This is a genomic window from Streptomyces sp. NPDC101490, from assembly GCF_044767145.1.
Lineage (GTDB): Bacteria > Actinomycetota > Actinomycetes > Streptomycetales > Streptomycetaceae > Streptomyces.
This window is the reverse complement of the sequence record NZ_JBIWNI010000001.1, coordinates 779,976-800,510: the sequence shown is the minus strand read 5'-3', so window position 1 is coordinate 800,510 and position 20,535 is coordinate 779,976. Positions and strand designations below refer to the sequence as shown.

Genomic DNA, 20,535 nt, shown 5'->3' with positions numbered 1-20,535 from the left:
TCAGGACTTCCGGCGCGGCTTGCCGCCGGTGCGGCCCTTCCCGGAGCCGCCGGTGCCGCCGCCCTTGCGGGCCGCGGGCCGACCGGCCGTCCGGGCGCCGCCGCCGGACTTCCCCGACCGGGCGGGATCGGCCTGTTTCCGGCCGCCGCCCTTCCGCTCCTTCGGCTGCTTCTGGCCCTTCAGGGCCTCGGCGCGACGCCCCCGGGTGCTGTTCACGGTGCGGCCCCGCACAATCCCGATGAACTCCTCCACCAGGTCGGGCGCCTCGTCGGCGGCGGGCCAGGCGAGACCCACCCGCGACTGGGCGACGTCCACGAGCGTCCGGTAGGTGAGGTCCTTGCGGTGGTGCAGCCGGGCCACGGACTGCGGTACGGCGAGCACGCCCACGCCCGCCGCGACCAGCTCGATCGCGTCGGCGGTGGTCGCCGGGCGCTCGTTCGCCGCGAGGCCCGGCGGCCGCTCCCAGCCCAGGGTGTCGTCGAGGGGGTGCAGCACCAGTTCCCCGGCGAGGTCGTCCGCCGTGAGCTCCTCGACGGCGGTGAACGCGTGGTCCTTGGGGACGACCACGACCGTGGTCTCCGTGTAGAGCGGGATCGCGCTGAGGTCGTCGCCGTCGACGGGGAGCCGGACGAGACCGGCGTCGGCCGTGCCGTCCCGGAGCGCCCCGAAGGCCTCGGCGGGCGTCACGGGGAGCAGCCCGAGGGACACGTCGGGCAGCCGCTCGTGCCAGACCCGCACCCACTTCGAGGGGGTCACCCCGGGGACGTACGCCAGCCGGAAGGAGGGGGCGCCGGAGGGGGAATCCGAAGCGAGGTCTGAGGGGGAAGCGTCCGAGCCTGTCACTCCGCCAGGTTACCGGTAGCAGCCGTGGTCGGAGTTCGTCCGGGCGCTCGATACCCTTGACCCATGACGTCGCACCAGAGCACCCAGACGATGAAGCCCGCCACCGCGGCGAAGAAGCTGGGTGTGTACCTCGAGGCCACCCCCGCCGATTTCCAGGAGGGTGTCGTCTCGCGCTCCGAGCTGAACGAGCTCCAGTCGAACCCGCCCGCCTGGCTCCAGGAGCTCCGCAAGAACGGCCCGCACCCCCGTCCGGTGGTCGCGCAGAAGCTGGGCGTCTCCATCGCCGGTCTCGCGCGCGGAGGCATCACCGAGCCCCTCACCACCGAGCAGATCGAAGCCCTCAAGCAGGAGTTCCCCGAGTGGCTGCGCAAGGAGCGCAACACTCAGCTGGAGGTCCGCAAGGAGACCGTCCGCATCAAGGAGCGCGACGCGGAGCGGGCCACCCGCCAGCAGGAGGCCTGACCGTCTCCCCCGGGACCGGTCACGGCCGGTCCTGACCGGTGTGGCGGACGGGCGCGCGCGGGAGGCATTCCCGCATGAGTGACACGAGCACCGCGCCCGAGCCGCCGGTCGTCGTCGGCGTGGACGGTTCCGCGCACAGTCTGCGGGCCCTGGAATGGGCCCTGGGTTCCGCCGAGGGTCTGGGGTCGCCGCTGGTCGTGGCCCACGTCCGGTCCGGCGCGGTTCCGGCCGCCTCCCCGGGCGGCACCCCGGAGCAGCCGGACACCGTGCTGCGCGCCGTGCGGACCGTCGTGGAGGAACGCGGGCACCGCGTTCCCGTGCGGTACGCACCCCTGGACGGGACCGTGACCGAGGCCCTGACTGCGGCGTCCCGGGACGCCCGGCTCCTGGTGACCGGGTCCCGGGGGCACGGCGGCTTCGCCACCCTGCTGCTCGGCTCGGCCGGACGGACCCTCGCCGCCACCGCGCCCTGCCCCCTCGTCGTCGTCCCGCACGAAGCGCGCACGGCGGCCCTGGAGAGCGGGGCGGGGGCGGGCCGGGTGCTGCTGGGGCTGGCCGCCGACGAGACCCCGGACGCGGTGGTGGCCTTCGCCTTCGGGGCGGCGCACCAGCGGGGCGTACCGCTGGAGGTGGTGACCGCCTTCCGGATCCCGCCGCAGCCGGGCGCGCTCCTCGCGGCCCCCTCCCCCGCGCTCCAGGTGCCGCCGCCGCTGCCGTTCGAGGACGACACGGAGGAGATCCTGCGGGAGGCGGAGCGGGAGCAGACGGCGCGGCTCGCGCCGTTCGCGGAGCGGTGGCCGGGGGTCGGACTCGCGGCCTCGGTGGTGCCGGGGGACGCGGCGGGGCGGCTCGTGGAGGGCTCGCGGGACGCCGGGCTCGTCGTGGTGGGGCGCCATCACCGGCACCGCTTCGGTTCCCTCCTCCTGGGTTCGGTCACGCACGCGGTGCTCCAGCACGCGTACTGCCCGGTAGCCGTGGTTCCTCCGGGGCCGTCTGCCTGATTCCCTCACATTCGATTACCAGTTCGATTAGCGTGACCGTGTGCCACCGCGCGCTCCGGGGCGAGCGTGACTAGCGTGGCTCACAGGAACACGTCATCGAATCGGAAGTGGGAGTCACCGTCATGGCCGCACGACCTGAAGGCACACCGGTCTGGACCGACGCGATGTTCACCGACCTGGAGGGCGCCAAGACCTTCTACGGGGACGTGCTCGGCTGGACGTTCGGCGAGTCTTCCTCCGAATACGGCAACTACACCCAGGCCTACAAGAACGGCAAGGCCGTCGCGGCGGTCGTCCCGCCCATGCCCGGCCAGGACGGCGAGGCCCAGTCGGCCTGGTGTCTGTATCTGGCCTCGCCCGATGTCGCGGCGACGGCGGAGAAGATCCGGAGCGCGGGCGGCACCGTCCTGATGGAGCCGATGCAGGTCGGCGACTTCGGCTCGATGTGCCTCGCACAGGACCCGGCGGGCGTCACGTTCGGTGTCTGGCAGGCCGGTCGGCACGAAGGCTTCGAACTGGAGGGCGAGACCGGCTCGTACACCTGGGCGGAGGTCTTCACCCGGGAACCGGCGAAGTCCGACGCGTTCTTCACGGAGGTCTTCGGCTACGGCAGCAAGAAGATCAAGGACGAGCACATGGACTACCGGCTCTTCGACCTCGGCGGTCCGCAGCCGGTCCTCGGACGGATGGTGATGTCGGCGGAGGACTTCCCGCCGGAGGTCCCCTCGTACGTGCAGCTGTACTTCGCCGTCGACAACTGCGACAAGGCCGTCGAGGCCGCCGAACGTCTCGGCGGGCGGAAGGTGTTCGGGCCGATGGACAGCCCGTTCGGCCGCTTCGCGGCGGTCCTCGACCCGCAGGGCGCCCCGTTCGCCGTGATCGACGCGAAGACCACCGTCGGCGAGATGCCCGAGCTGGTCTGAGCCCCGGCCCCGCGTGAAGGCCGCCCCGGATCCGAGGCCCGGGGGCGGCCTTCATGTGTGCCGTGCGGGGATCAGGCGGTGTCGCGGACGGCCACGATGCCGTTGAAGACCCCCACGTAGGCGGTGCCGTCGGGGCCGAGGGTGATCGGCGCCCAGTTGTTGTCGTAGGAGAGTCCGGTGCCGGTGAAGCGGCTGAAGGCCCGGCGGCCGGTGCGGAAGTCGACGGCGGTGAGGTACCAGGCGTCGATGCCCCAGGAGTTGGGGCGCTTCTCGTAGAAGTAGAGCAGTCCGTTGACGGTGGAGAGCTTCGGCACGGTCGAGGGCGAGCGGACGTCGCTCTCCCAGACGGTGTCGCAGCCGCTGCCGTCGGCGCGGACGTCGATCCGGGTGGCGCCGCCGACGACACTGCGGCCGAGGAGGAGCGTGCTCGGGTTCTCGTAACCGTAGTTGTTCTCGACGACGAGGCTGTTGCCCCAGCTGATCAGGGAGTTGTCGGTGGTGGAGGCGCCGCGCCCGAAGACCGGGACCTTGCAGACCAGCCGTCCGCCCTCGGGGGTGTCGGCGCCCCTGCGGTAGACGAGGACGTTCATCCGCTCGTCGGCGTTGTCGGTGATGGCGACGTACTCGTCGTGGACGCCGAACAGATCGGGGGTGGTGCCCGAACCCTGGTTCACCGAGCCGGGCTTGGTGCCGGTCCCCCGGTCGTACGCCTCCCGCCACCGCACGCGCGGGACACCGTCGGCATCGGCTTCGAAGGAGTACAGGGCGTGGTCGGTGACGAGCGAGACGCCGTCCTCGGCGACGGAGAAGGAGTTCTGGATCTCCTCGCCCGCGAGGCGTACCGCGCGCAGCCTCCCGGTGGCCGGATCGACGGTGCCGACCCGGCCGAGCCGGGTCACCCACCAGATGCGGCCCTCCCAGTCCGGCATGACGGAGGTGACGGGATCACAGACGCCACTGGGGAACAGGTTCGTCCAGGTGACGCAGTCGTGCGGCACGAGCGAGGTCAGGTCCCAGTCGTCCTCGACGACGAACTCCCACGACCCGTCCGGCTTCTGACGATGCGACAGGCGCTGGATGTGCTGCCGGGAATCGGCGAGGACGACCCGGTCCCGCTCGTCGAGGTAGAAGTAGGCGCCCCCCGAGGTGTCCTTGAAGATCTTCTCGAAGTCGAGGCGGGTGATCGCCTCGACGGTGGAGGAGCGCTGCGGCAACTTGTACTCGGCGAGGGTGTCCAGGGTGCGCGGGTCCAGCAGCTTCAGGAGGAAGCCGCTGAAGGTGCCGCAGACGGTGACGAGCCTGCCGCCGGAGTCGAAGGTGACGGTGGCGCACTCGCCGCCGACCGGGGCGATCTTCTCGCTGGTGACGCCCGGGGCACGGCCGAGCGGCCCCGGGTGGGGGTGGGTGCCGCTGCCCGCGCCGTCGGCGTGCATGCCGCTGCGTCCGTTGGGGGCGAGGTACGGGTGCTGGGCGGGGCCCTTCCCCGGCACCGGGAGCGCGGTCGCGGGGGCGCCCTCGTAGTGCTCCACGAGCCGGTGGCCGGGGGCGAGGGGAATCTCCTCGGCCTGGGCCACGGGCGCGGCGCCGGTCAGGAGGATCGCGCCGAGCGCGGTGGCGAGCACCAGGGTGCGCGCTCGTCCTCGGGTTGGGTGGGGGCTCACGGTGGCTCCTCGGGTTGCCTGCGTCTGTCGCGCCGGCGGCCGACGCTAGGCCCGAGGATCTGAGATGTACATGGCATCCGCCCGGGTTTCACGGGCGGTTCACGGTGCCGCAACGCTCAGGGCCGGATGCTGGAGACCAGGTCGGCGGTGGCGGCGACCCCGTGGTGGATGGTGGGCGCCATGCCGGTCCCGGCGAGGAAGAAGCCGAGCAGTGCGCAGACGACGGCATGGCTGACCTTGAGCCCGCCGCCCCGCAGGAAGACCGTGGCCAGGATCAGCAGCAGCACCACGACGGAAAGGGAAACGACCATCGGCCTCACGTCCTCCTTCTGCCGCAGCTGAATTGCGGCGTTCGGCGGACATTGTGGCGGAAAAGGAGGTTCGTCCGGGTGGACGGCGGGGCGGCCATACGGGTGGAACACGGTTGAAATCGGGTGAACGCAGGCGGAACGCGGGCGCGATCAGTCGCCGGAGGCGCGCAGGGCCGCGAAGGTCTCCGCGACGGTCGGCCGACGGACGGCGTCGAGCCCGGGGTCGGCGAGCAGCGCCTCGATCAGCGCGGTGTCGCCGAAGACCTGGGTGGCGTTCAGATCGTGGTCGGTCACGACCAGCCAGTGCCCGTCGGCGGCCCACCAGGTGGCGGGGAAGAAGAAGTCGGGCGCGGCGTCGTGGTGGGCGAGGGTGTCGCCGAGCCTGCCGCGCCGGGCCAGGAGCGTCTCGCCGGGCAGCGTCGCGACGGGTGCCTGGGCCGCGCCGCAGCGGGTGTCGGGTCCCCCGGGCGACTGCCGGACGAGGTGCTCGACGAGCCGGGCCAGGGAGACGCGGTCCAGCTCCGCCGGGTCGGGCCCGTCGAGTTCGTCCGCGCCCGTCACGTCCTCGAAGACCAGGTACGAGAGGGTGCCCGGCCAGTCGGTGAGGCGTCGGCCGGCCCGCGACAGGACCTCGTCCCAGCGGAGTCGTACCGGACCGTCGTGGATGCCGTGGAGGAGCCAGCAGTGGTCCTCGTAGCCCCGCGCGGGCTCGTAGCCGCAGGGGGCTTCGAGGAGCGCGGCCCTCAGCCCGTCGAGGGGGTCGTCCTCGGCGGCGCGGGGCCAGGGGTCCGGCGTCCCGGTCACGGGGTCTCCTCGGTCACGGGGTCTCCTCGGTCACGGGGTCTCCTCGGCGGGCAGGCAGTCGGCCCAGTCCACCGTACGGTCGCACCAGCGGCGCAGCAGGACCCGGTCGTGGCCGACGGCGAGGAGCCCGGCGCCGGTCTCGGCCCGGTAGCCCTCGACGGCGGCGACGAGCGCCGCCGTGGTGGAGGCGTCGAGCATGGCGGTCATCTCGTCGCAGATCAGCCAGCGGGGGCGCAGGGCCAGGGCGCGGCCCAGGCAGGCCCGCTGGAGCTGTCCGTCGCTGACCTCGTGCGGGCGGCGGACCAGCAGGTCGGGGGTGAGGCCGACCGCCGGGGCGAGTTCCGCGAGGCGCCCGGCGGCCTCGGCGCGGCGGCCGGTGGCGCGGAGCGGCTCGACGAGCAGGTCGGCGAGGGTCAGCCGGGGGTCGGCGGCGGTCCGGGGCTGCTGGAAGACCACGCCGACGGAGGTCCGCAGGGCGCGCGGGGCGCGGTGCCGCCAGGCCCGGACCTCGGTGCCGTCGAGGACGAGACGGCCCGCGTCGGGGCGGTGCAGGAGGGCGGCGACCCGGGCGAGGGTGGACTTGCCGCAGCCGCTGGGGCCGAGCAGTCCGACGGACTCGCCGGGGGCGACGGTGAGCGAGGCGCCCCGGAAGACGGGGGCACGGCGCTCGTATCCGGCGGTGACGGAGTCGAGTTCAAGCACGGGGGCGCTCCGGGTGGTGGCAGGCGACGCCTGCGGTGAACTCCGGCCGGACGGCGCAGGCTTCCCCGGCGCGGGGGCAGCGGGCGGCGAAGGCGCAGCCGTCGGGCAGGTCCGACAGCTCCGGGGGCATCCCGGGGATCGGGATGAACGCCCGGTCGGGCAGGGCGTCGAGGAGGCCCCGGGCGTAGGGGTGGCGGGGGCCCGCCGTGCCGAAGAAGCGGTGGGCGGGGGCGATCTCGACGATGCGGCCCGCGTACATGACGGCGACGCGGTCGGCGATCCGCGCGGCGGCGGTCAGGTCGTGGGTGATGAGGAGCAGGGCGCGGCCGTCGTCGGCGTGGCGGCGCAGTTCGTCCGCGGTGCGCTCGACGAGGTCGCGGTCGAGTCCGGTGGTGGGTTCGTCGGCGATGAGCAGCGGCGCGCCGCCGATGAGGGCGAGGGCGGTGGCGGCGCGCTGGGCGAGGCCGCCGGAGAGTTCGTGCGGGTACCGGTCCAGGTGCCCGGCGGGGAAGGCGGCGCGGTCGGCGGCGTCCTCGGCCGCCGCGCGGCGGGCCCTGCGGGCGGTGCCGGTGAGGGCGCGGACGGTCTCTTCCAGCTGGGAGCGGACCGTGCGGACGGGGGTGAGGTGGGCGGCGGGGCTCTGCGGTACGAGGCCGACGCGGCGGCCCCTCACCGTGCGCGCGAGGGTCTTCTCGTCGGCGGTGATCAGATCGACACCGTCCCGGTCCCCGGCGCCCGCGAGGAGGGCGGAGCCGGAGGCCTCGGCGTTGCCCGGCAGCAGGCCGAGGAGGGCGGAGGCGAGGACGGACTTGCCGCAGCCGCTCTCGCCGACGAGGGCCAGGCACTCGCCCGCGCCGAGGTCGAAGTCGGCGCCGGTGACGGCGGCGACGGTCCGGCCGCCGCGCAGCCGGAAGCGGACGGTGAGGTCACGGACGCTGAGGACGGCGTCCCCGGCGCGCTCGGCGGAGACCGCGTCGAGGGCGCGGAGGAGGTCGCCGCCGGGACGGCGGGCGGCGGTGGTGGGGGCCGGGTGCCCGGTGGGGTCCGCGGGGTCGGTCCGAGTGGCGGCGCCCCGGGGGGTGGTGGAGTTCTCGGGGGTGGTGGGGCCGTTCACAGCATCAGCTCCGATCGGCGGCGCGGGTTGAGCCGGTCGCGCCACACTCCGGCGAGTCCGGCGATGGCGAGGGTCGGCACGATGAGCAGCAGGCCGGGGAAGAGCGTGGGCCAGCCGTACCCGGCGAGGAGCGAGGAGCGCGCGTTCTGCACCAGATTGCCGAGGCTGGCCTGGTGGCTCGGCAGTCCGAGCCCGAGGAAGGACAGGGCGGACTCGTGCCACATGGCGTGCGGGACCATCAGGACGGCGGCGAGCCCCGCCTGCGGCAGTACGGCGGGCAGCAGGTGCCGGACGGCGACCCGCCACCGTCCGGCGCCGCCGGAGACCGCCGCGTCGACGAACGGCCGGGTGCGCAGGGAGAGCACCTCGGAGCGCACGATGCGGGCGGTGGAGAGCCAGTGGGTGACGGCGACGGAGGCGATCACGGGCCAGACCCCCGGCCGGAAGAGGGCGACCACGAAGATGCCGAGGAGCAGGTGCGGCACGGACGAGAAGGCGTCGACGAGCCGCATCAGACAGCGGTCGGTCCAGCCGCCGAGCGCTCCGGCGGCGGCGCCGACGGCCGTGCCGACGACGGTCGCGACGAGGGCCGCGACCAGTCCGACGAGCAGGGAGATCCGCAGGCCGTAGACGCAGCGCAGGAGCAGGTCGCGCCCGAGGTCGTCGGTGCCGAAGGGGTGCTCCCAGGACGGCGGGAGGAGCTTGCGGGAGAGGTCGACGGCCTGTTCGTCGAGCTGGACCAGCGGGGGGACGAGCAGGACGGCGAGGAGGACCGCGCCGACGACGACGGCGGAGCTCCAGAACCGCAGGCGGTGGGTGCGCGGGTCAGCCATCGAAGCCCACCCTCGGGTCCGCGAGTCCGTACAGGAGGTCGGAGAGCAGGTTCCCGGCGAGGACGGCGGCGGTCGCGAGGACGGTGAGCGCGGCCAGCAGCGGGAAGTCGACGGAGGTCGCCGCCTGGACGGTGGCGGCGGCGATCCCGGGCCAGCTGAAGACGGTCTCCACGAGGAGGGCTCCGGTGATGAGTTCGGGGACGCGGGAGCCGACGAGGGTGAGCATCGGCAGCATTCCGGAGCGCAGCGCGTGGCCGGTGAGGACGGCGCGTTCGCTCAGGCCCCGGGCGCGGGCGCCGCGCACGGGGTCCTCGTCGAGCGCGTCGCCGACGCCCTGGCGCACGTACAGGAAGAACCAGGGCAGCTGCGAGACGCCGAGGACGAGCGCGGGCAGCACCAGGTGCCGGGCGACCTGGTCGAAGGTGACGGTGTCGCTGGCGGTGTCGGTGAGGCCGCCGGCGGGCAGCACGCCCAGTCGCAGGGCGAAGAACCAGATGGCGAGGAGGCCCAGCCAGAAGGCGGGGGCCGCTTCCAGGGTGTACGCGACGGAGCTGACGGCCCGGTCGACGAGACCGCCCCTGCGGCGTCCGGCGAGGACTCCGAGGAAGGTGCCGAGCGCGATGGCGACGAGGAAGGCGGTGACGGCGAGGAGGACGGACCAGCCGAGCCGTTCGCCGACGACCTCGGCGACGGGGCGGCGCATCACGGAGGAGTCGCCGAGGTCGCCGGTGAGGGCGGAGGTGAGCCATTCCCACCAGCGGGTGAGGAGGGGCCGGTCCACGCCGAGGTTGGCGCGGAGCTGGTCGAGGTTCTCCTGCGAGGCGGTGAGTCCCGCGGTCCCCGCGTACGCCTTGACGGGGTCGAAGGGGGACGCCTCGGCCACGGCGAACACCGCGAGGGTGACGCCGAGGAGGACGGGGACGGCGGCCAGGGCGCGCCGTCCCGTCATCCGGGCCATGGCCCCCCAGGGGAGGCGGCGGCTCACTTCGCGTTCGTTCCGGTCTTCTTCGGCTTCCAGTCCTCGACGTTCCACCAGGGGCCGGAGGCGAGACCGTGGTCGTGGGGCTCGGTCTGGGTGCTGAGTCCGTCCCAGGCGTCGTTCACGACGTAGAGGTGGTCGATGTGGGTGAGGAAGGTGTAGCCGGGGTTCTTGACCAGTTCGCGCTGGATCGTGTCGTACGCGGCGCGCCGCTGGGCGGGGTCGTCGGTGCGGCGCCCGTCCTCCAGCGCGCGGTCGACGGTCCCGTTGGCGTACCAGGCCATGTTGTTGAAGCCGTCCCCGGCGAGGCTGGACTTCAGCAGGAGGTACTGGTCGAAGTCGGGGTCGCCGGGGGAGCCGCCGCCCGCGAGGACGGCGTCGGTCTTCATCCGGGGCTCGATGACCTCCCAGGTCCCGGCCTGGGCGGTGATGTCGATGCCCGCCTTCTTGGCGTCGGAGGCGTAGGCGAGGGCGTGGTCCTGGCGGAGCTTGTCGCCGGAGAGGTACCAGAGCGGGAAGGCGGCGCGGACGCCGTCCTTGACGCGGACGCCGTCGGGGCCGGGCTTCCAGCCCGCCTCGTCGAGGATCTTCTGCGCCCCGGCGAGGTCGTGGCGGCGTTCGGTGCCCTTGGCGAACCAGGGGCTGTCGGTGGGGACGGGCCCGTAGGCGGGCTTCCCGGCCCCTTCGAGGATCTTGTCGACCATGGCCTGGCGGTCCACGGCGAGGTCGAGGGCGCGCCGGACGGCGGTGTCGCCGGTGACCCGGTGGTGGGTGGGGAGGGTGACCGTGCGGTAGTCGTAGGTCTTCGCGGTCCAGGTCTTCCTGGCCTTGTCGTCCTTGAACCCGGCGGCGAGGTTGGGCGGCAGGATGGCGCCGTCGAGGTCCCCGGCGCGCAGCCGGGTGGCGCGGACGTCGTCGTCCTTGATGATCGCCATGGTGAACTTCTTCACCGCGGGCGCGCCGTTCCAGTACGTCGGGTTGGCCTTGAAGGTGAGCTTCTCGCCCTTGGACCAGCCGGTGAGGACGTACGGGCCGGTGCCGATCGGCTTGCCGGAGAAGGCCCCGGTGTTGACGTCCTGCTTCCCGGCGACGTGCTCGGGCGCGATGGCCTGGACGGTGCGCTGGGCGAAGGGCGCGTAAGGGTACTTCAGCCGGAAGACGACGGTGCCGTCACCGACCGCGTCGACGCTCTTGAGGGCGTCGAGTTCGGTGCGGGAGGCGTTGTTCGTCTTCGGGTCGAGGATCGTCCGGTAGGTGTAGACGACGTCCTTCGCGGTGAAGGGGACGCCGTCGCTGAAGGTGACCCCCTTGCGGAGGGTGTACGTGTACGTGAGGCCGTCGTCGCTGATCCGGGGCAGCGCGGTGGCGAGCGCCGGGGTGAGCTTCATGCCGGCGTCGAGGGCGAGGAGACCGTCGAAGATCTTGGAGTTGCCGTCCTTGCCGTAGCCGAGGAGCGGGCTGAGGCTCTCGGGCTCGTAGGCGATGCCGACGACCGCGGAATCCTTGGGTCCGGTGGTGCCTCCGGCGGCGCCGGGGTTCGAGCAGGCTGCCGCGGTGAGTGCGACGGCCGCCGCGGGTATCGCGGCGGCGGCACGCCGGAAGGATCGGGCGGTCATCGTGGCCACACCTCTTCTTGGAGATCAACTGTTGTTGCGAGCAGCTTGCAATTAAACAGTATGTAAGGAAAAGGGGACACAGAGGCCCCTTACGCACGGAGGTTCCGGCCACTCGCGGCACTCCGGGCCGTGTGCCGCCGGTGGAACCGCCCTCGGCTCCGGGGGCTCCAGGGGCTCCAGGGCTGAGACTCCGGGCTCCGGGCTCCGGGCTCCGGCCGCTGTGCTCCCCGTGGTCGCGCCCCGCGCGCTCCCGCGCGTGCCGCCCGCCGTTCCGTACGATGATCCGTCCGCCGTCGCACCGGGAGTCCTCTTCGTGAACCGTCCCACCGCCCTGTACCGCGCCACCGCCCGGACGCAGCTCGCCGCCCTGCGCCGCCGTACGGTGACCGCGCGGGAACTCCTCGACCAGGTCCTGGCCCACCACGCCGAGGTGAACCCCGGCGTCAACGCCCTGGTGACCCTCGACGCCGACGGGGCGCGCGCCGCCGCCGACCGGGCCGACCGGCACCTGGCGGACACCGGCCGCACGCTGGGGCGGCTGCACGGGCTGCCGATGACGGTCAAGGACTCCCTGGAGACCGCCGGACTGCGGACCACGTGCGGCAGCCCGGACCTGGCGGAGCACGTACCGGAGCGGGACGCGGACGCCGTGGCGCTGCTGCGGGCGGCCGGGGCGGTCGTCCTCGGCAAGTCGAACGTCCCGCCGATGTGCCAGGACCTCCAGACCTCCAACGCACTCGTCGGGACGACGGTCAACCCGCACTCCCCCGCCCACACGGCGGGCGGCTCCTCGGGCGGCGCGGCGGCGGCCGTCGCCATCGGTGTCAGCGCCCTGGAGGTCGGCTCCGACCTCGCCGGGTCGCTCCGGCTCCCGGCCGCGTACTGCGGTGTGCTCGCGCTCCGCACCTCGCGGGGCGCGGCGCCGGTCGTTCCCGTCCGGGGGCACGTCCCGCGCCCGCCGGGCTGGCTCACCGGTTCGGACATGCTCGCTCTCGGGCCGGTCGCCCGGGACGCCGACGACCTCGCCCTGCTGCTCGGCGTGCTCGCCGCGCCCGCGCCCGCCGACCGGGCCGCGTGGCGCGTCGACCTGCCGGGGCCGACCAGGACGACGCTGCGCGGGCAGCGCGTCGGGGTGTGGGCCGACGACGCGTACTGCCGGGTGGACGCGGCGACCCGGGACCTGCTGGAGCGCGTGGTCCACGCGGTGCGCGGGGCGGGTGCCGAGGTGGACGGGGTGTCCCGGCCGGTCGGCTTCGCCGCGAGCGACGACCTGTTCCGGCGTCTGATGTTCGCGACCTCGGCCGCGTCCGCTTCCGACGAGGTGTTCGCGGCGGAGGTCGAGGCCGCCGCCTCGGTTCCCGACGGCTCCCCCGCCGCCGCGTATCTGAGGTCGCGCACCGTGCGGCACCGCGACTGGGCGCGCGCCGACGAGGAGCGGCACGGCCTCCGGGCCGGGTGGGAGGCGTACTTCGAGGCGCACGACCTGCTGATCACCCCGGCCGCGCCGACCGCCGCCGTGCCGGACCAGACGTCCGTCGCCGTCCAGGACCGGCACATCACCGTGGACGGGGTGCGGCGCGGCTACTACGAGCAGACGAGCTGGCTGAATCTCGCCTCGCTGGTGGGCCTGCCGTCCCTGGTGCTGCCGACCGGGCGGACCGCCGAGGGGCTGCCGCTGGCCGTCCAGATCATCGGCCCGTACCTCGCCGACCGCGAGGTCGTGGCCGCCGCTAAGGCCCTCGCCCGTATCGTTCCACCCGCGCTCCGGGCCCCCGCACTGCTCGGGTGAGGGCCCGGACCTCGGCGGAGGCCGGACCACCCGCTTCCCCGGCGTCGGCCGTGGCGGGCGGGACGCCGGGCACACCGCGGGGCCGTACGGCGCTGGGGCGTCCGGCACAAGTACCTTGCCGCAGAAGGCGTTTCGGCATCGGAGGCCGTCCGGCGACGGGTCACCCCGGCGGTGCCAGGTACATCAGGGTGGCGACGGTGTCCTGGTGGTGGCCCGGTGAACCCAGGGCGATGGATGCCGACTTGGCTCTCTTGAGGGCCAAGTGGGCGGGGTGTTCCCAGGTCATGCCGATCCCGCCGTGCAGTTGTACGCACTCCTCGGCGGCCCGTACCGCCGTCTTCGAGCAGTACGCCTGCGCCACCGCCACCAGGAGCGGGGCGTCCGGATGTCCGCCCGCGAGGGCGTCGGCGGCGGCGCGGGCCGCCGCGCGGGCCCCGACGAGGTCCAGCCAGAGCTGGGCCATGCGGTGCTTGAGCGCCTGGAACGAGCCGACCGGCCGGTTGAACTGGTGGCGTTCGCGGGTGTGGCGGACGGTCTCGGCCAGGCACCACTCGGCGAGCCCGAGCTGTTCGGAGGCGAGGAGCCCGGCCCCGGCGAGGAGTCCGCGCCGGACGGCGGCGCCGCCCGCCCCCGCCCCCGCCAGCCGGATGCCGCCGTCCCCCGGGGTCACCACGGCGAGCGGACGCGTGAGGTCCAGCGGGACCTGCGGCTCGATCCCGGCCTCCCCGGCCGGTACGGCGTACAGGCCGTCGGCGCGCGGCACCAGGAACACATCGGCGGCGACCGCGTCGGCGACCCCGGCGACCGAGGGGGCGGGCACCGGGTCCCGGCCCGGCGCCGTCCCCAGCGGAACGGCGAGGACCGCGACCGTGCGGCCGGACGCGAGGTCCGCGAGCAGTCCGGTGACCGCCTCCCCCTCCGTCACCAGCGCGAGCAGGGTCTCGGTGGCCACCACCGCGCTCGTCAGGTACGGCAGCGGGGTCACCGCGCGGCCCAGTTCCTCCAGGACGACGGCGGCCTCGCGATGGCTCGCGCCCTGGCCGCCGAGCCGCTCGGGGACCAGCAGGCCCGCCGCGCCGATGCCGGTCGCGAGGGCCTTCCACAGCCCGGGGACGTACGGGCTCCCCGTCCCGGTCCGCCCCAGGACCTCCCGGTGACCGGCCTTGTCCGTGAGCAGGGCGCGGACCGCCGCCCGCAGCTCCTCCTCGGTCTCGGAGTGCAGGAGGTCCAGCGGCTGCTGGTCCGGCTCCGTCCGTCCGCTCATCGGGCGAGGTCCTTCCACGGGACGTCCTTGTCGGTGCGGGGCTCCGGGGGCAGGCCGAGGACCCGCTCGGCGACGATGTTGAGCAGCACCTCGCTGGTGCCGCCCTCGATGGAGTTGCCCTTGGAGCGCAGATAGCGGTAGCCCGCGTCACGGCCGGTGAAGTCGACGAGGTCGGGGCGGCGCATCTCCCACTCCCCGTACAGCAGCCCTTCGTCGCCGAGGAGTTCGACCTCCAGGCCGCTGATCTCCTGGTTGAGGCGGGCGAAGGAGAGTTTCGCCGCGCTGCCCTCCGGGCCGGGCCTGCCCTCGACGAGCTGCTGACGGAGGCGTTCGGCGGCGAGCCGGGCCACCTCGGCGTCGACCCAGAGTCCGAGGAGGCGCCGGTGCAGGTCGTGGGTGCGCAGTTCGGGGCGGGCGCGCCAGGTGGCGGCGGCCTTTCCGATCATGCCGCCCTCGCGCGGGAGGCGGGCGCCGCCGATGGAGACCCGCTCGTTCATGAGGGTGGTCCCGGCCACGCGCCAGCCGTCGCCCTCCGCGCCGAGCCGGTGAGTGTCGGGGATCCGGACGCCGGTGAGGAAGACCTCGTTGAACTCAGCCTCGCCGGTGATCTGGCGCAGCGGCCGGACCTCGACGCCGGGGTCGGTCATGTCGAGGACGAAGTAGGTGATGCCCCGGTGCTTGGGCGCGTCCGGGTCGGTGCGGGCGATCAGGATGGCCCAGCGGGCGAGGTGGGCGCTGGAGGTCCACACCTTCTGGCCGTTCACCACCCAGTGGTCGCCGTCACGGACGGCCCGGGTAGCGAGGGCGGCGAGGTCGGAGCCCGCGCCGGGCTCGCTGAAGAGCTGGCACCACACCTCCTCGCCCACCCAGAGCGGCCGGAGGAACCGCCTTCTGATCTCGTCGGTGCCGTGGGCGAGGAGGGTGGGGGCGGCCATGCCGAGCCCGATGCCGATTCTGCGCGGGTCGTTGTCGGGGGCGCCCGCCGCCGCCAGTTCGGCGTCGACGACGTGCTGGAGCGCGCGGGGCGCGTCGAGTCCGCCGAGGCCCACGGGGTAGTGGACCCAGGCGAGTCCGGCGTCGAAGCGGGCGCGCAGGAAGTCGGTGCGGTCGGTTCCGGCGGGCGGGTGCGCGGCCAGGAAGTCCCTTGTACGGGTGCGGAGTTCTTCGGCCCCGGTCATGCGCGGACTCCGTCGGGGAGGACGACGAGACGGCCGGTGGTGGTGCCGTCGGCGACGCGCTGGACGGCGTCGGCCGCTCCGGCGAAGGGGACGCGTTCGGCGACGAGCGGTCGGATCAGACCCTTGGTGGCGTAGGCGGTGAGGGTCTCGTGGCAGCGGGCGACCGATGCGGGGTCCTTCGCCGCGTACAGGCCCCAGTGGAGTCCGAGGATCGCGTAGTTCTTGACCAGGGCGTGGTTGAGGGCGGGCGCGGGGACGGTGCCGCCGGCGAATCCGACGATCACGATCCTGCCCTCGAAGGCGACGCACTTCGCGGACTGCGTGTAGGCGTCACCGCCGACCGGGTCGTAGATCACGTCGGCGCCGTGTCCGCCGGTGGCGGCCCTGACGGCGGCGACGACGTCCTCGGCGCGGCGGTCGATCACGACGTCGCAGCCGAGGGCGCGGGCGACGGCCGCCTTCGCCGGGCCGCCGACGACGCCGATGACGGTGGCCCCGGCGGCCTTGCCGAGCTGGACGGCGGCGCTGCCGACCCCTCCGGCCGCCGCGTGGACGAGGAGGGTCTCGCCCGGCTGGAGGGCGGCGCGGCGGTGCAGGCCGAACCAGCCGGTCTGGTAGCCGATGTGGAGGGCGGCGGCCTCGGCGTCGTCCAGCGCCTCGGGGGCGGGGAGGAGTCCGGCGGCGTCGGCGAGGACGTGGTCGGCGAAGCCGCCGTGCGGGAGGGCCGCGGTGGTGACGACCCTGCGTCCGTCGTCGGTCTCGGCGCAGACCTCCACGCCGGGGGTGAAGGGCAGTGGGGGCCGCACCTGGTAGTGGCCCCGGCAGAGCAGCGCGTCGGGGAAGTTGACGTTGGCCGCGCGGACCCTCAGGAGGACCTGGCCCTCGCCGGGTGTGGGCGGGTCGACCTCCTCGCGGCGCATCACCGCGCGGGGTTCCCCGTTCTCGTACACACGCCATGCCCGCATCCGGAAGCCTCCTCCGTACCGCTGATGGATCGAGGGCATACTAAGCGGTCGCTTGCCCCTGAGGGAACGGCTCGGCCGGACTTCTCGGGCCGGGCCGGATCGCACCCCCGGCGGTGCCGTAACCCGCTCCGGCCGGCATCGGCAGTGTCCCGCACGGGCTCCGGCCCGCCCCTCGGGAGGGCAGTGCCCATCCCCCGTACGGGCACGAACCCGACCCCTCAGGGGGAACTCCCCGTCCCGTACGGGACCCGCCCGTCCCCTACAGGCCCGCCCGTCCCCTACGGGTCGGCTCGCCCCCTACGGGCCCGCTCGCCCCGTACGGGATCCGGTCAGCCTGACTTCTTCGGGCGGGCCCGTACGTGCATCCGCTCGCCCTGGGGGCCGAAGAGGCTCAGGAACTCCACCGGCCCTTCGTCCGTCGGGCCGAACCAGTGCGGCACCCGGGTGTCGAACTCCGCCGCCTCGCCCGCGCCGAGGATCACGTCGTGGTCGCCGAGGACGAGCCGGAGCCTGCCGGAGAGCACGTACAGCCACTCGTAGCCCTCGTGGACCCGGGGGTCCGGCTCCCCCTGCGTCACCTCCTGGATCACCTTGTACGCCTGGAGGCCGCCGGGCTGCCGGGTGAGCGGGAACATCGTGCGGCCGTGGCGGACGATCGGCTTGGCCCGCACCCTCGGGTCGCCGGTGGCGGGCGCGCCGACCAGCTCGTCCAGCGGGACCTGGTGGGCACGGGCGAGCGGCAGGAGCAGTTCGAGACTGGGCCTGCGCTGACCGGACTCCAGCCGGGAGAGGGTGCTCACGGAGATCCCGGTGGCGGCGGACAGGTCGGCGAGGGTGACCCCCCGGTCGCGGCGGACCCGGCGGAGGCGGGGGCCGACCTCCTGGAGCACGGAATCGATGCGGTCGTCTTCGGTCATGCCCCCAGTCTTGCAGAAACGGCAAGATTGCTTGCCGGTACCGCTTGGCCGGGGGCACGCTCGCCCCATGAACGCACACCCTGACAGCACACACGGACACCGCACGGACGAGTTCGACGCGGTGGTGGTCGGCGGCGGGGCCGCCGGGCTCAGCGCCGCCCTGGTCCTGGGCCGGTCGCTGCGCCGGACCCTGGTCGTCGACGCGGGCCGCCCGCGCAACGCCCCCGCCGCCCACATGCAGGGCGTCCTCACCCGGGACGGCATGAGCCCCGGGGAGTACCTGGCGGCCGGGCGCGCCGAGGTCGCCGGATACGGGGTCGAGGTCAGGGACGGAGAGGTGACGGGCGCGGCGCCCGACGGGAACGGCGGCTTCCTCGTCACCCTGGCGGACGGCGGCCCGGTCCGCGCCCGACGGCTGGTCGTCACCACCGGGCTCGTCGACGAGCTGCCCGCCGTCGAAGGGCTCGCCGCCCGGTGGGGCCGTGATGTGCTGCACTGCCCGTACTGCCACGGCTGGGAGGTCCGCGACGGGGCCTTCGGCGTGATCGCCCACCCGGAGATGCCCGCGCACCAGGCGCTGATGGTGGCGCACTGGTCGAAGGACGTCACCCTCTTCACCCACACCGCGCGGGAGCTGTCGGCGCACGAGGAGGCGCTGCTCGGCGCGGCGGGCGTCCGGATCGAGCGGGGCGAGGTGACGGGGCTCGCGGTGGCGGACGACCGGCTGACCGGGGTCCGGCTCGCGGACGGCCGGACCGTGGAGCGTTCGGTGGTCTTCGCCGCCGCCACCCGGCTCGCGCCCCGGGACGGGCTGCTGCGGCAGCTCGGCGCGGAGCTGCGCGCCACCCCCTTCGGCGAGTTCGTCGTGGTGGACGGGACGGGTCTGACGAGCGTGCCCGGGGTCTGGGCGGCCGGGAACGTCACCGGGCCGCAGGAGCAGGTGGCCAACGCGGTCAGCCGGGGGTACCGGGCGGGCGTGGCGCTCAACAACGAGCTGGTCCTCGGCGGCCTGGAGGAGGCGGTGGCCGGTCGGCCGGTCGGATGAACCCGCGCCGCCGGGCCGCCGGGCACGCCCTTCGGAGGCCGGGGATCGGTGAGGGTGGCCGGACACACACGACACGGACCCGGGGCACGGGCCGGGGCCTCGGCACACGGCCCCGGGCCGTGGACCGCGCGACACCCGGTACGGCACACGGGCCCGGCCCGGGCAGGGGCGTGCGGGGGCCCGCGCCCCGGGCCACGGAAGGACGGGACACCCATGCTCGGTACGCGGTTCACCACGGGCTCGCCCACCTGGATCGACCTCGGCGCCCCCGACACGGCGGCGGCGGCCGCCTTCTACGGGGCCGTCCTCGGCTGGGAGTTCCGCTCCGCCGGACCCGAGGCCGGGGGCTACGGCTTCTTCCAGCAGGACGGCAGGACCGTCGCCGCGCTCGGTCCGCTCACCGAGGAGGGCGCGGAGAGCGCCTGGACGGTGTACTTCGGTACGCCGGACGCGGACGCGACGCAGCGGGCCGCCGAGTCGGCGGGCGGTGGGGTGCGCCTGCCCGCCTCCGACGTCATGGAGGCGGGCCGGATGGCCGCCCTCACCGACCCCGCCGGGGCCCGGTTCGCGGTCTGGCAGCCGGGCACCACCCGGGGGCTCGACCGGACCTCGGAGACGAACACCCTGGTCTGGGTGGAGCTGCACACCGGGGACCCGGAGGCGGCGCTCGGCTTCTACCGGACCCTGTTCGGCTGGCGGTGGGCGGAGATGACCGTCCCCGGCATGACGTACCGGGTGGTCTCCACGGCCGAGGGCGATCAGCAGGACGCCTCCTTCGGCGGGGTCGCCGAACTCCAGGACGCCGCCGAACCCGCGCGCTGGGTGCCGTACTTCGCGGTCGAGGACGCCGACGCGACCGCACGGTCGGTCCAGGGCAACGGGGGTTCGGTCCTGATGCCCGCGGCGGACGTACCGGACGTCGGCCGCATCGCCTGGCTGGCCGACCCGTCCGGAGCGACGTTCGCGGTCCTCAAGCCCGTGCCGATGGACTGAGCCGAACGGGTGGGCCGGGGTCCCGGCTCACCCCCGGCGGCCGGTCCGTCAGCGGGTGAAGAGCTCGAAGGTGACCGCGGGCCGGCCGCCGAAGCGGTCGGCGGCGCGGGCCGTCGTGGCCGTGAGGAACGAGCGGACGTACTCCTCCGGGTCCTCGTCCGTGAGGACCTCGATGTAGGTGCGGTGGCAGAGCAGCGAGCGGACGGCGCGCTCCAGGCCCGGGGTCGCGTCGACGGCGTGGGTGGGGCGGTTCGACCCGGCGACGGCGACCCACCGGACCCCGTCCCAGAGGGTCAGGCCCCGGTCGGCGAGTTCGGGGAAGATCCAGCGGTTGCCCGCGTCGGCCGCCGCGTCGAGCACGGCGCGGCCCACGGCCCGGTGGTCCGGGGTGTTCCACGGGGCGCCGGGGCCCTCGCCCCAGGTGTCCCGGTGGTTGAGGGTCACCACGAGCTCGGGGCGGTGGCGGCGGATCGCCGCCGCGATGTCCCGGCGCAGTGCGGGCCCGTACTCGATCACCCCGTCGTGGTGGTCGAGGAACTCGACCGTGTCCACACCGACGGCGGCGGCGCTCGCCCGCTGCTCGCGCTCCCGCAGGGGCCCGCAGGCGTCCGGTGCGAGGGTGTCGATCCCGGCCTCCCCCCGGGTGGCGAGGACGTACCCGACCTCCTTCCCGGCGTCCGTCCAGGCGGCGACGGCGGCCGAGCAGCCGTACTCCAGGTCGTCGGGGTGGGCGACGACGGCGAGCGCGCGGCTCCAGTCGCCGGGCAGCTCCGCGAGGTCGGCGGCCCCGGTGACCCCGGTGTCTTCGGTGTCGGTCATGACCGCAGAATACGAGCCGCCTCCGAGACCGTCGCCCGGAACTCTCCGGAGAGGATCACCGACCGGGAGACGTTCCTGGGCCGACCGGGGTCGAGCCCCCAGCGGCCCGCGAGGGCCACCGCGAGCCGCTGGGCCCGTACGAGCGCGGCGACCGGGTCGATCGCGTGGGCGGCGAACAGGGCGCCGGTGGACTCCACTTCGTCGCGGAGTGCCGCAGCCGACGACCGCGACCCGCTCGCCCCGGGCGGGCAGCAGGCCGCCGCCGCGGGCGGCTGTCTCGGCGGCGCGGCACCGGCAGTCGGGCCGGCCGGTGATC

The 20,535-nt window shown here is 74.5% G+C and carries 21 protein-coding genes; 6 read left to right on the top strand and 15 right to left on the bottom strand.

Annotation, left to right across the window (positions count from 1 at the left end; translation table 11 throughout):
- Entirely contained in the window at positions 1-843 is an 843-nt protein-coding gene (locus tag ACIRQY_RS03250; protein WP_403922066.1) for a LysR family substrate-binding domain-containing protein, read from the bottom strand.
- Positions 844-906: 63 nt separating this feature from the next.
- Between ACIRQY_RS03250 and ACIRQY_RS03245 the strand changes: the two genes are divergently transcribed.
- The 3 genes from ACIRQY_RS03245 to ACIRQY_RS03235 all read left to right on the top strand — a co-directional run bounded on the left by ACIRQY_RS03245 (position 907) and on the right by ACIRQY_RS03235 (position 3,229).
- Positions 907-1,305, top strand: a complete 399-nt coding sequence (locus ACIRQY_RS03245; protein ID WP_384852919.1) for a DUF5997 family protein — start codon at positions 907-909, stop codon at positions 1,303-1,305.
- 74 nt (positions 1,306-1,379) lie between these two features.
- Positions 1,380-2,306: a universal stress protein gene (locus ACIRQY_RS03240; RefSeq protein WP_403922063.1), complete on the top strand. Its 927-nt coding sequence runs from the start codon at positions 1,380-1,382 to the stop codon at positions 2,304-2,306.
- 122 nt (positions 2,307-2,428) lie between these two features.
- On the top strand, positions 2,429-3,229 hold the full coding sequence (locus ACIRQY_RS03235; RefSeq protein WP_403922061.1) for a VOC family protein: 801 nt from the start codon (positions 2,429-2,431) through the stop codon (positions 3,227-3,229).
- A gap of 71 nt (positions 3,230-3,300) precedes the next feature.
- Here ACIRQY_RS03235 and ACIRQY_RS03230 read toward each other — a convergent pair whose 3' ends face one another.
- The 8 genes from ACIRQY_RS03230 to ACIRQY_RS03195 form a co-directional block, all read right to left on the bottom strand.
- On the bottom strand, positions 3,301-4,890 hold the full coding sequence (locus ACIRQY_RS03230; RefSeq protein ID WP_403922059.1) for a hypothetical protein: 1,590 nt from the start codon (positions 4,888-4,890) through the stop codon (positions 3,301-3,303).
- Between the two features lie 116 nt (positions 4,891-5,006).
- Positions 5,007-5,201 carry a hypothetical protein gene (locus tag ACIRQY_RS03225; RefSeq protein WP_351784437.1) on the bottom strand — a complete coding sequence of 65 codons (195 nt, stop codon included), beginning with the start codon at positions 5,199-5,201 and terminating at the stop codon, positions 5,007-5,009.
- 150 nt (positions 5,202-5,351) lie between these two features.
- Positions 5,352-6,005 (bottom strand): hypothetical protein, encoded by a 654-nt coding sequence (locus ACIRQY_RS03220; protein ID WP_351784439.1) that lies wholly within the window; start codon positions 6,003-6,005, stop codon positions 5,352-5,354.
- Between the two features lie 30 nt (positions 6,006-6,035).
- Positions 6,036-6,707 (bottom strand): ATP-binding cassette domain-containing protein, encoded by a 672-nt coding sequence (locus tag ACIRQY_RS03215; RefSeq protein ID WP_366440910.1) that lies wholly within the window; start codon positions 6,705-6,707, stop codon positions 6,036-6,038.
- The gene (locus ACIRQY_RS03210; protein WP_403922056.1) at positions 6,700-7,821 is read right to left on the bottom strand and encodes an ABC transporter ATP-binding protein; all 1,122 of its coding nucleotides are present in this window, start codon (positions 7,819-7,821) and stop codon (positions 6,700-6,702) included. Before ACIRQY_RS03210 ends, ACIRQY_RS03215 begins: the two co-directional genes overlap by 8 nt.
- The gene (locus ACIRQY_RS03205) at positions 7,818-8,654 is read right to left on the bottom strand and encodes an ABC transporter permease (protein ID WP_403922054.1); all 837 of its coding nucleotides are present in this window, start codon (positions 8,652-8,654) and stop codon (positions 7,818-7,820) included. Before ACIRQY_RS03205 ends, ACIRQY_RS03210 begins: the two co-directional genes overlap by 4 nt.
- Positions 8,647-9,639 carry an ABC transporter permease gene (locus ACIRQY_RS03200; protein WP_403922052.1) on the bottom strand — a complete coding sequence of 331 codons (993 nt, stop codon included), beginning with the start codon at positions 9,637-9,639 and terminating at the stop codon, positions 8,647-8,649. Before ACIRQY_RS03200 ends, ACIRQY_RS03205 begins: the two co-directional genes overlap by 8 nt.
- Positions 9,636-11,249, bottom strand: coding sequence for an ABC transporter substrate-binding protein (locus tag ACIRQY_RS03195; RefSeq protein WP_403922050.1), 1,614 nt, complete (start codon positions 11,247-11,249; stop codon positions 9,636-9,638). Before ACIRQY_RS03195 ends, ACIRQY_RS03200 begins: the two co-directional genes overlap by 4 nt.
- Positions 11,250-11,562: 313 nt before the next feature.
- Between ACIRQY_RS03195 and ACIRQY_RS03190 the strand changes: the two genes are divergently transcribed.
- Positions 11,563-13,038, top strand: coding sequence for an amidase family protein (locus ACIRQY_RS03190; protein ID WP_403922048.1), 1,476 nt, complete (start codon positions 11,563-11,565; stop codon positions 13,036-13,038).
- A gap of 160 nt (positions 13,039-13,198) precedes the next feature.
- Here ACIRQY_RS03190 and ACIRQY_RS03185 read toward each other — a convergent pair whose 3' ends face one another.
- From ACIRQY_RS03185 to ACIRQY_RS03170, 4 genes are all read right to left on the bottom strand, one after another.
- Positions 13,199-14,302, bottom strand: a complete 1,104-nt coding sequence (locus ACIRQY_RS03185) for an acyl-CoA dehydrogenase family protein (protein WP_403922046.1) — start codon at positions 14,300-14,302, stop codon at positions 13,199-13,201.
- Positions 14,299-15,480 (bottom strand): acyl-CoA dehydrogenase family protein, encoded by a 1,182-nt coding sequence (locus ACIRQY_RS03180; protein ID WP_403922044.1) that lies wholly within the window; start codon positions 15,478-15,480, stop codon positions 14,299-14,301. Before ACIRQY_RS03180 ends, ACIRQY_RS03185 begins: the two co-directional genes overlap by 4 nt.
- Complete coding sequence (locus ACIRQY_RS03175; protein ID WP_403922042.1) at positions 15,477-16,445, bottom strand: NADPH:quinone oxidoreductase family protein; 969 nt, start codon at positions 16,443-16,445, stop codon at positions 15,477-15,479. The genes ACIRQY_RS03180 and ACIRQY_RS03175 overlap by 4 nt, the downstream gene beginning before the upstream one ends.
- A gap of 329 nt (positions 16,446-16,774) precedes the next feature.
- Positions 16,775-17,362, bottom strand: coding sequence for an XRE family transcriptional regulator (locus tag ACIRQY_RS03170; RefSeq protein WP_351784459.1), 588 nt, complete (start codon positions 17,360-17,362; stop codon positions 16,775-16,777).
- Between the two features lie 67 nt (positions 17,363-17,429).
- Here ACIRQY_RS03170 and ACIRQY_RS03165 point away from each other — a divergent pair, with 67 nt between their 5' ends.
- A complete protein-coding gene (locus ACIRQY_RS03165; RefSeq protein WP_403922040.1) occupies positions 17,430-18,407 on the top strand; it encodes an NAD(P)/FAD-dependent oxidoreductase in 978 nt (325 codons plus the stop codon).
- A gap of 213 nt (positions 18,408-18,620) precedes the next feature.
- Positions 18,621-19,400 carry a VOC family protein gene (locus ACIRQY_RS03160; protein WP_403922038.1) on the top strand — a complete coding sequence of 260 codons (780 nt, stop codon included), beginning with the start codon at positions 18,621-18,623 and terminating at the stop codon, positions 19,398-19,400.
- Positions 19,401-19,448: 48 nt separating this feature from the next.
- On the opposite strand, the gene ACIRQY_RS03155 is transcribed toward ACIRQY_RS03160, so the two are convergent.
- On the bottom strand, positions 19,449-20,219 hold the full coding sequence (locus ACIRQY_RS03155) for a PIG-L deacetylase family protein (protein ID WP_403922036.1): 771 nt from the start codon (positions 20,217-20,219) through the stop codon (positions 19,449-19,451).
- On the bottom strand, positions 20,216-20,416 hold the full coding sequence (locus tag ACIRQY_RS03150; protein ID WP_403922034.1) for a hypothetical protein: 201 nt from the start codon (positions 20,414-20,416) through the stop codon (positions 20,216-20,218). The genes ACIRQY_RS03155 and ACIRQY_RS03150 overlap by 4 nt, the downstream gene beginning before the upstream one ends.
- Positions 20,417-20,535: the final 119 nt, after the last annotated feature.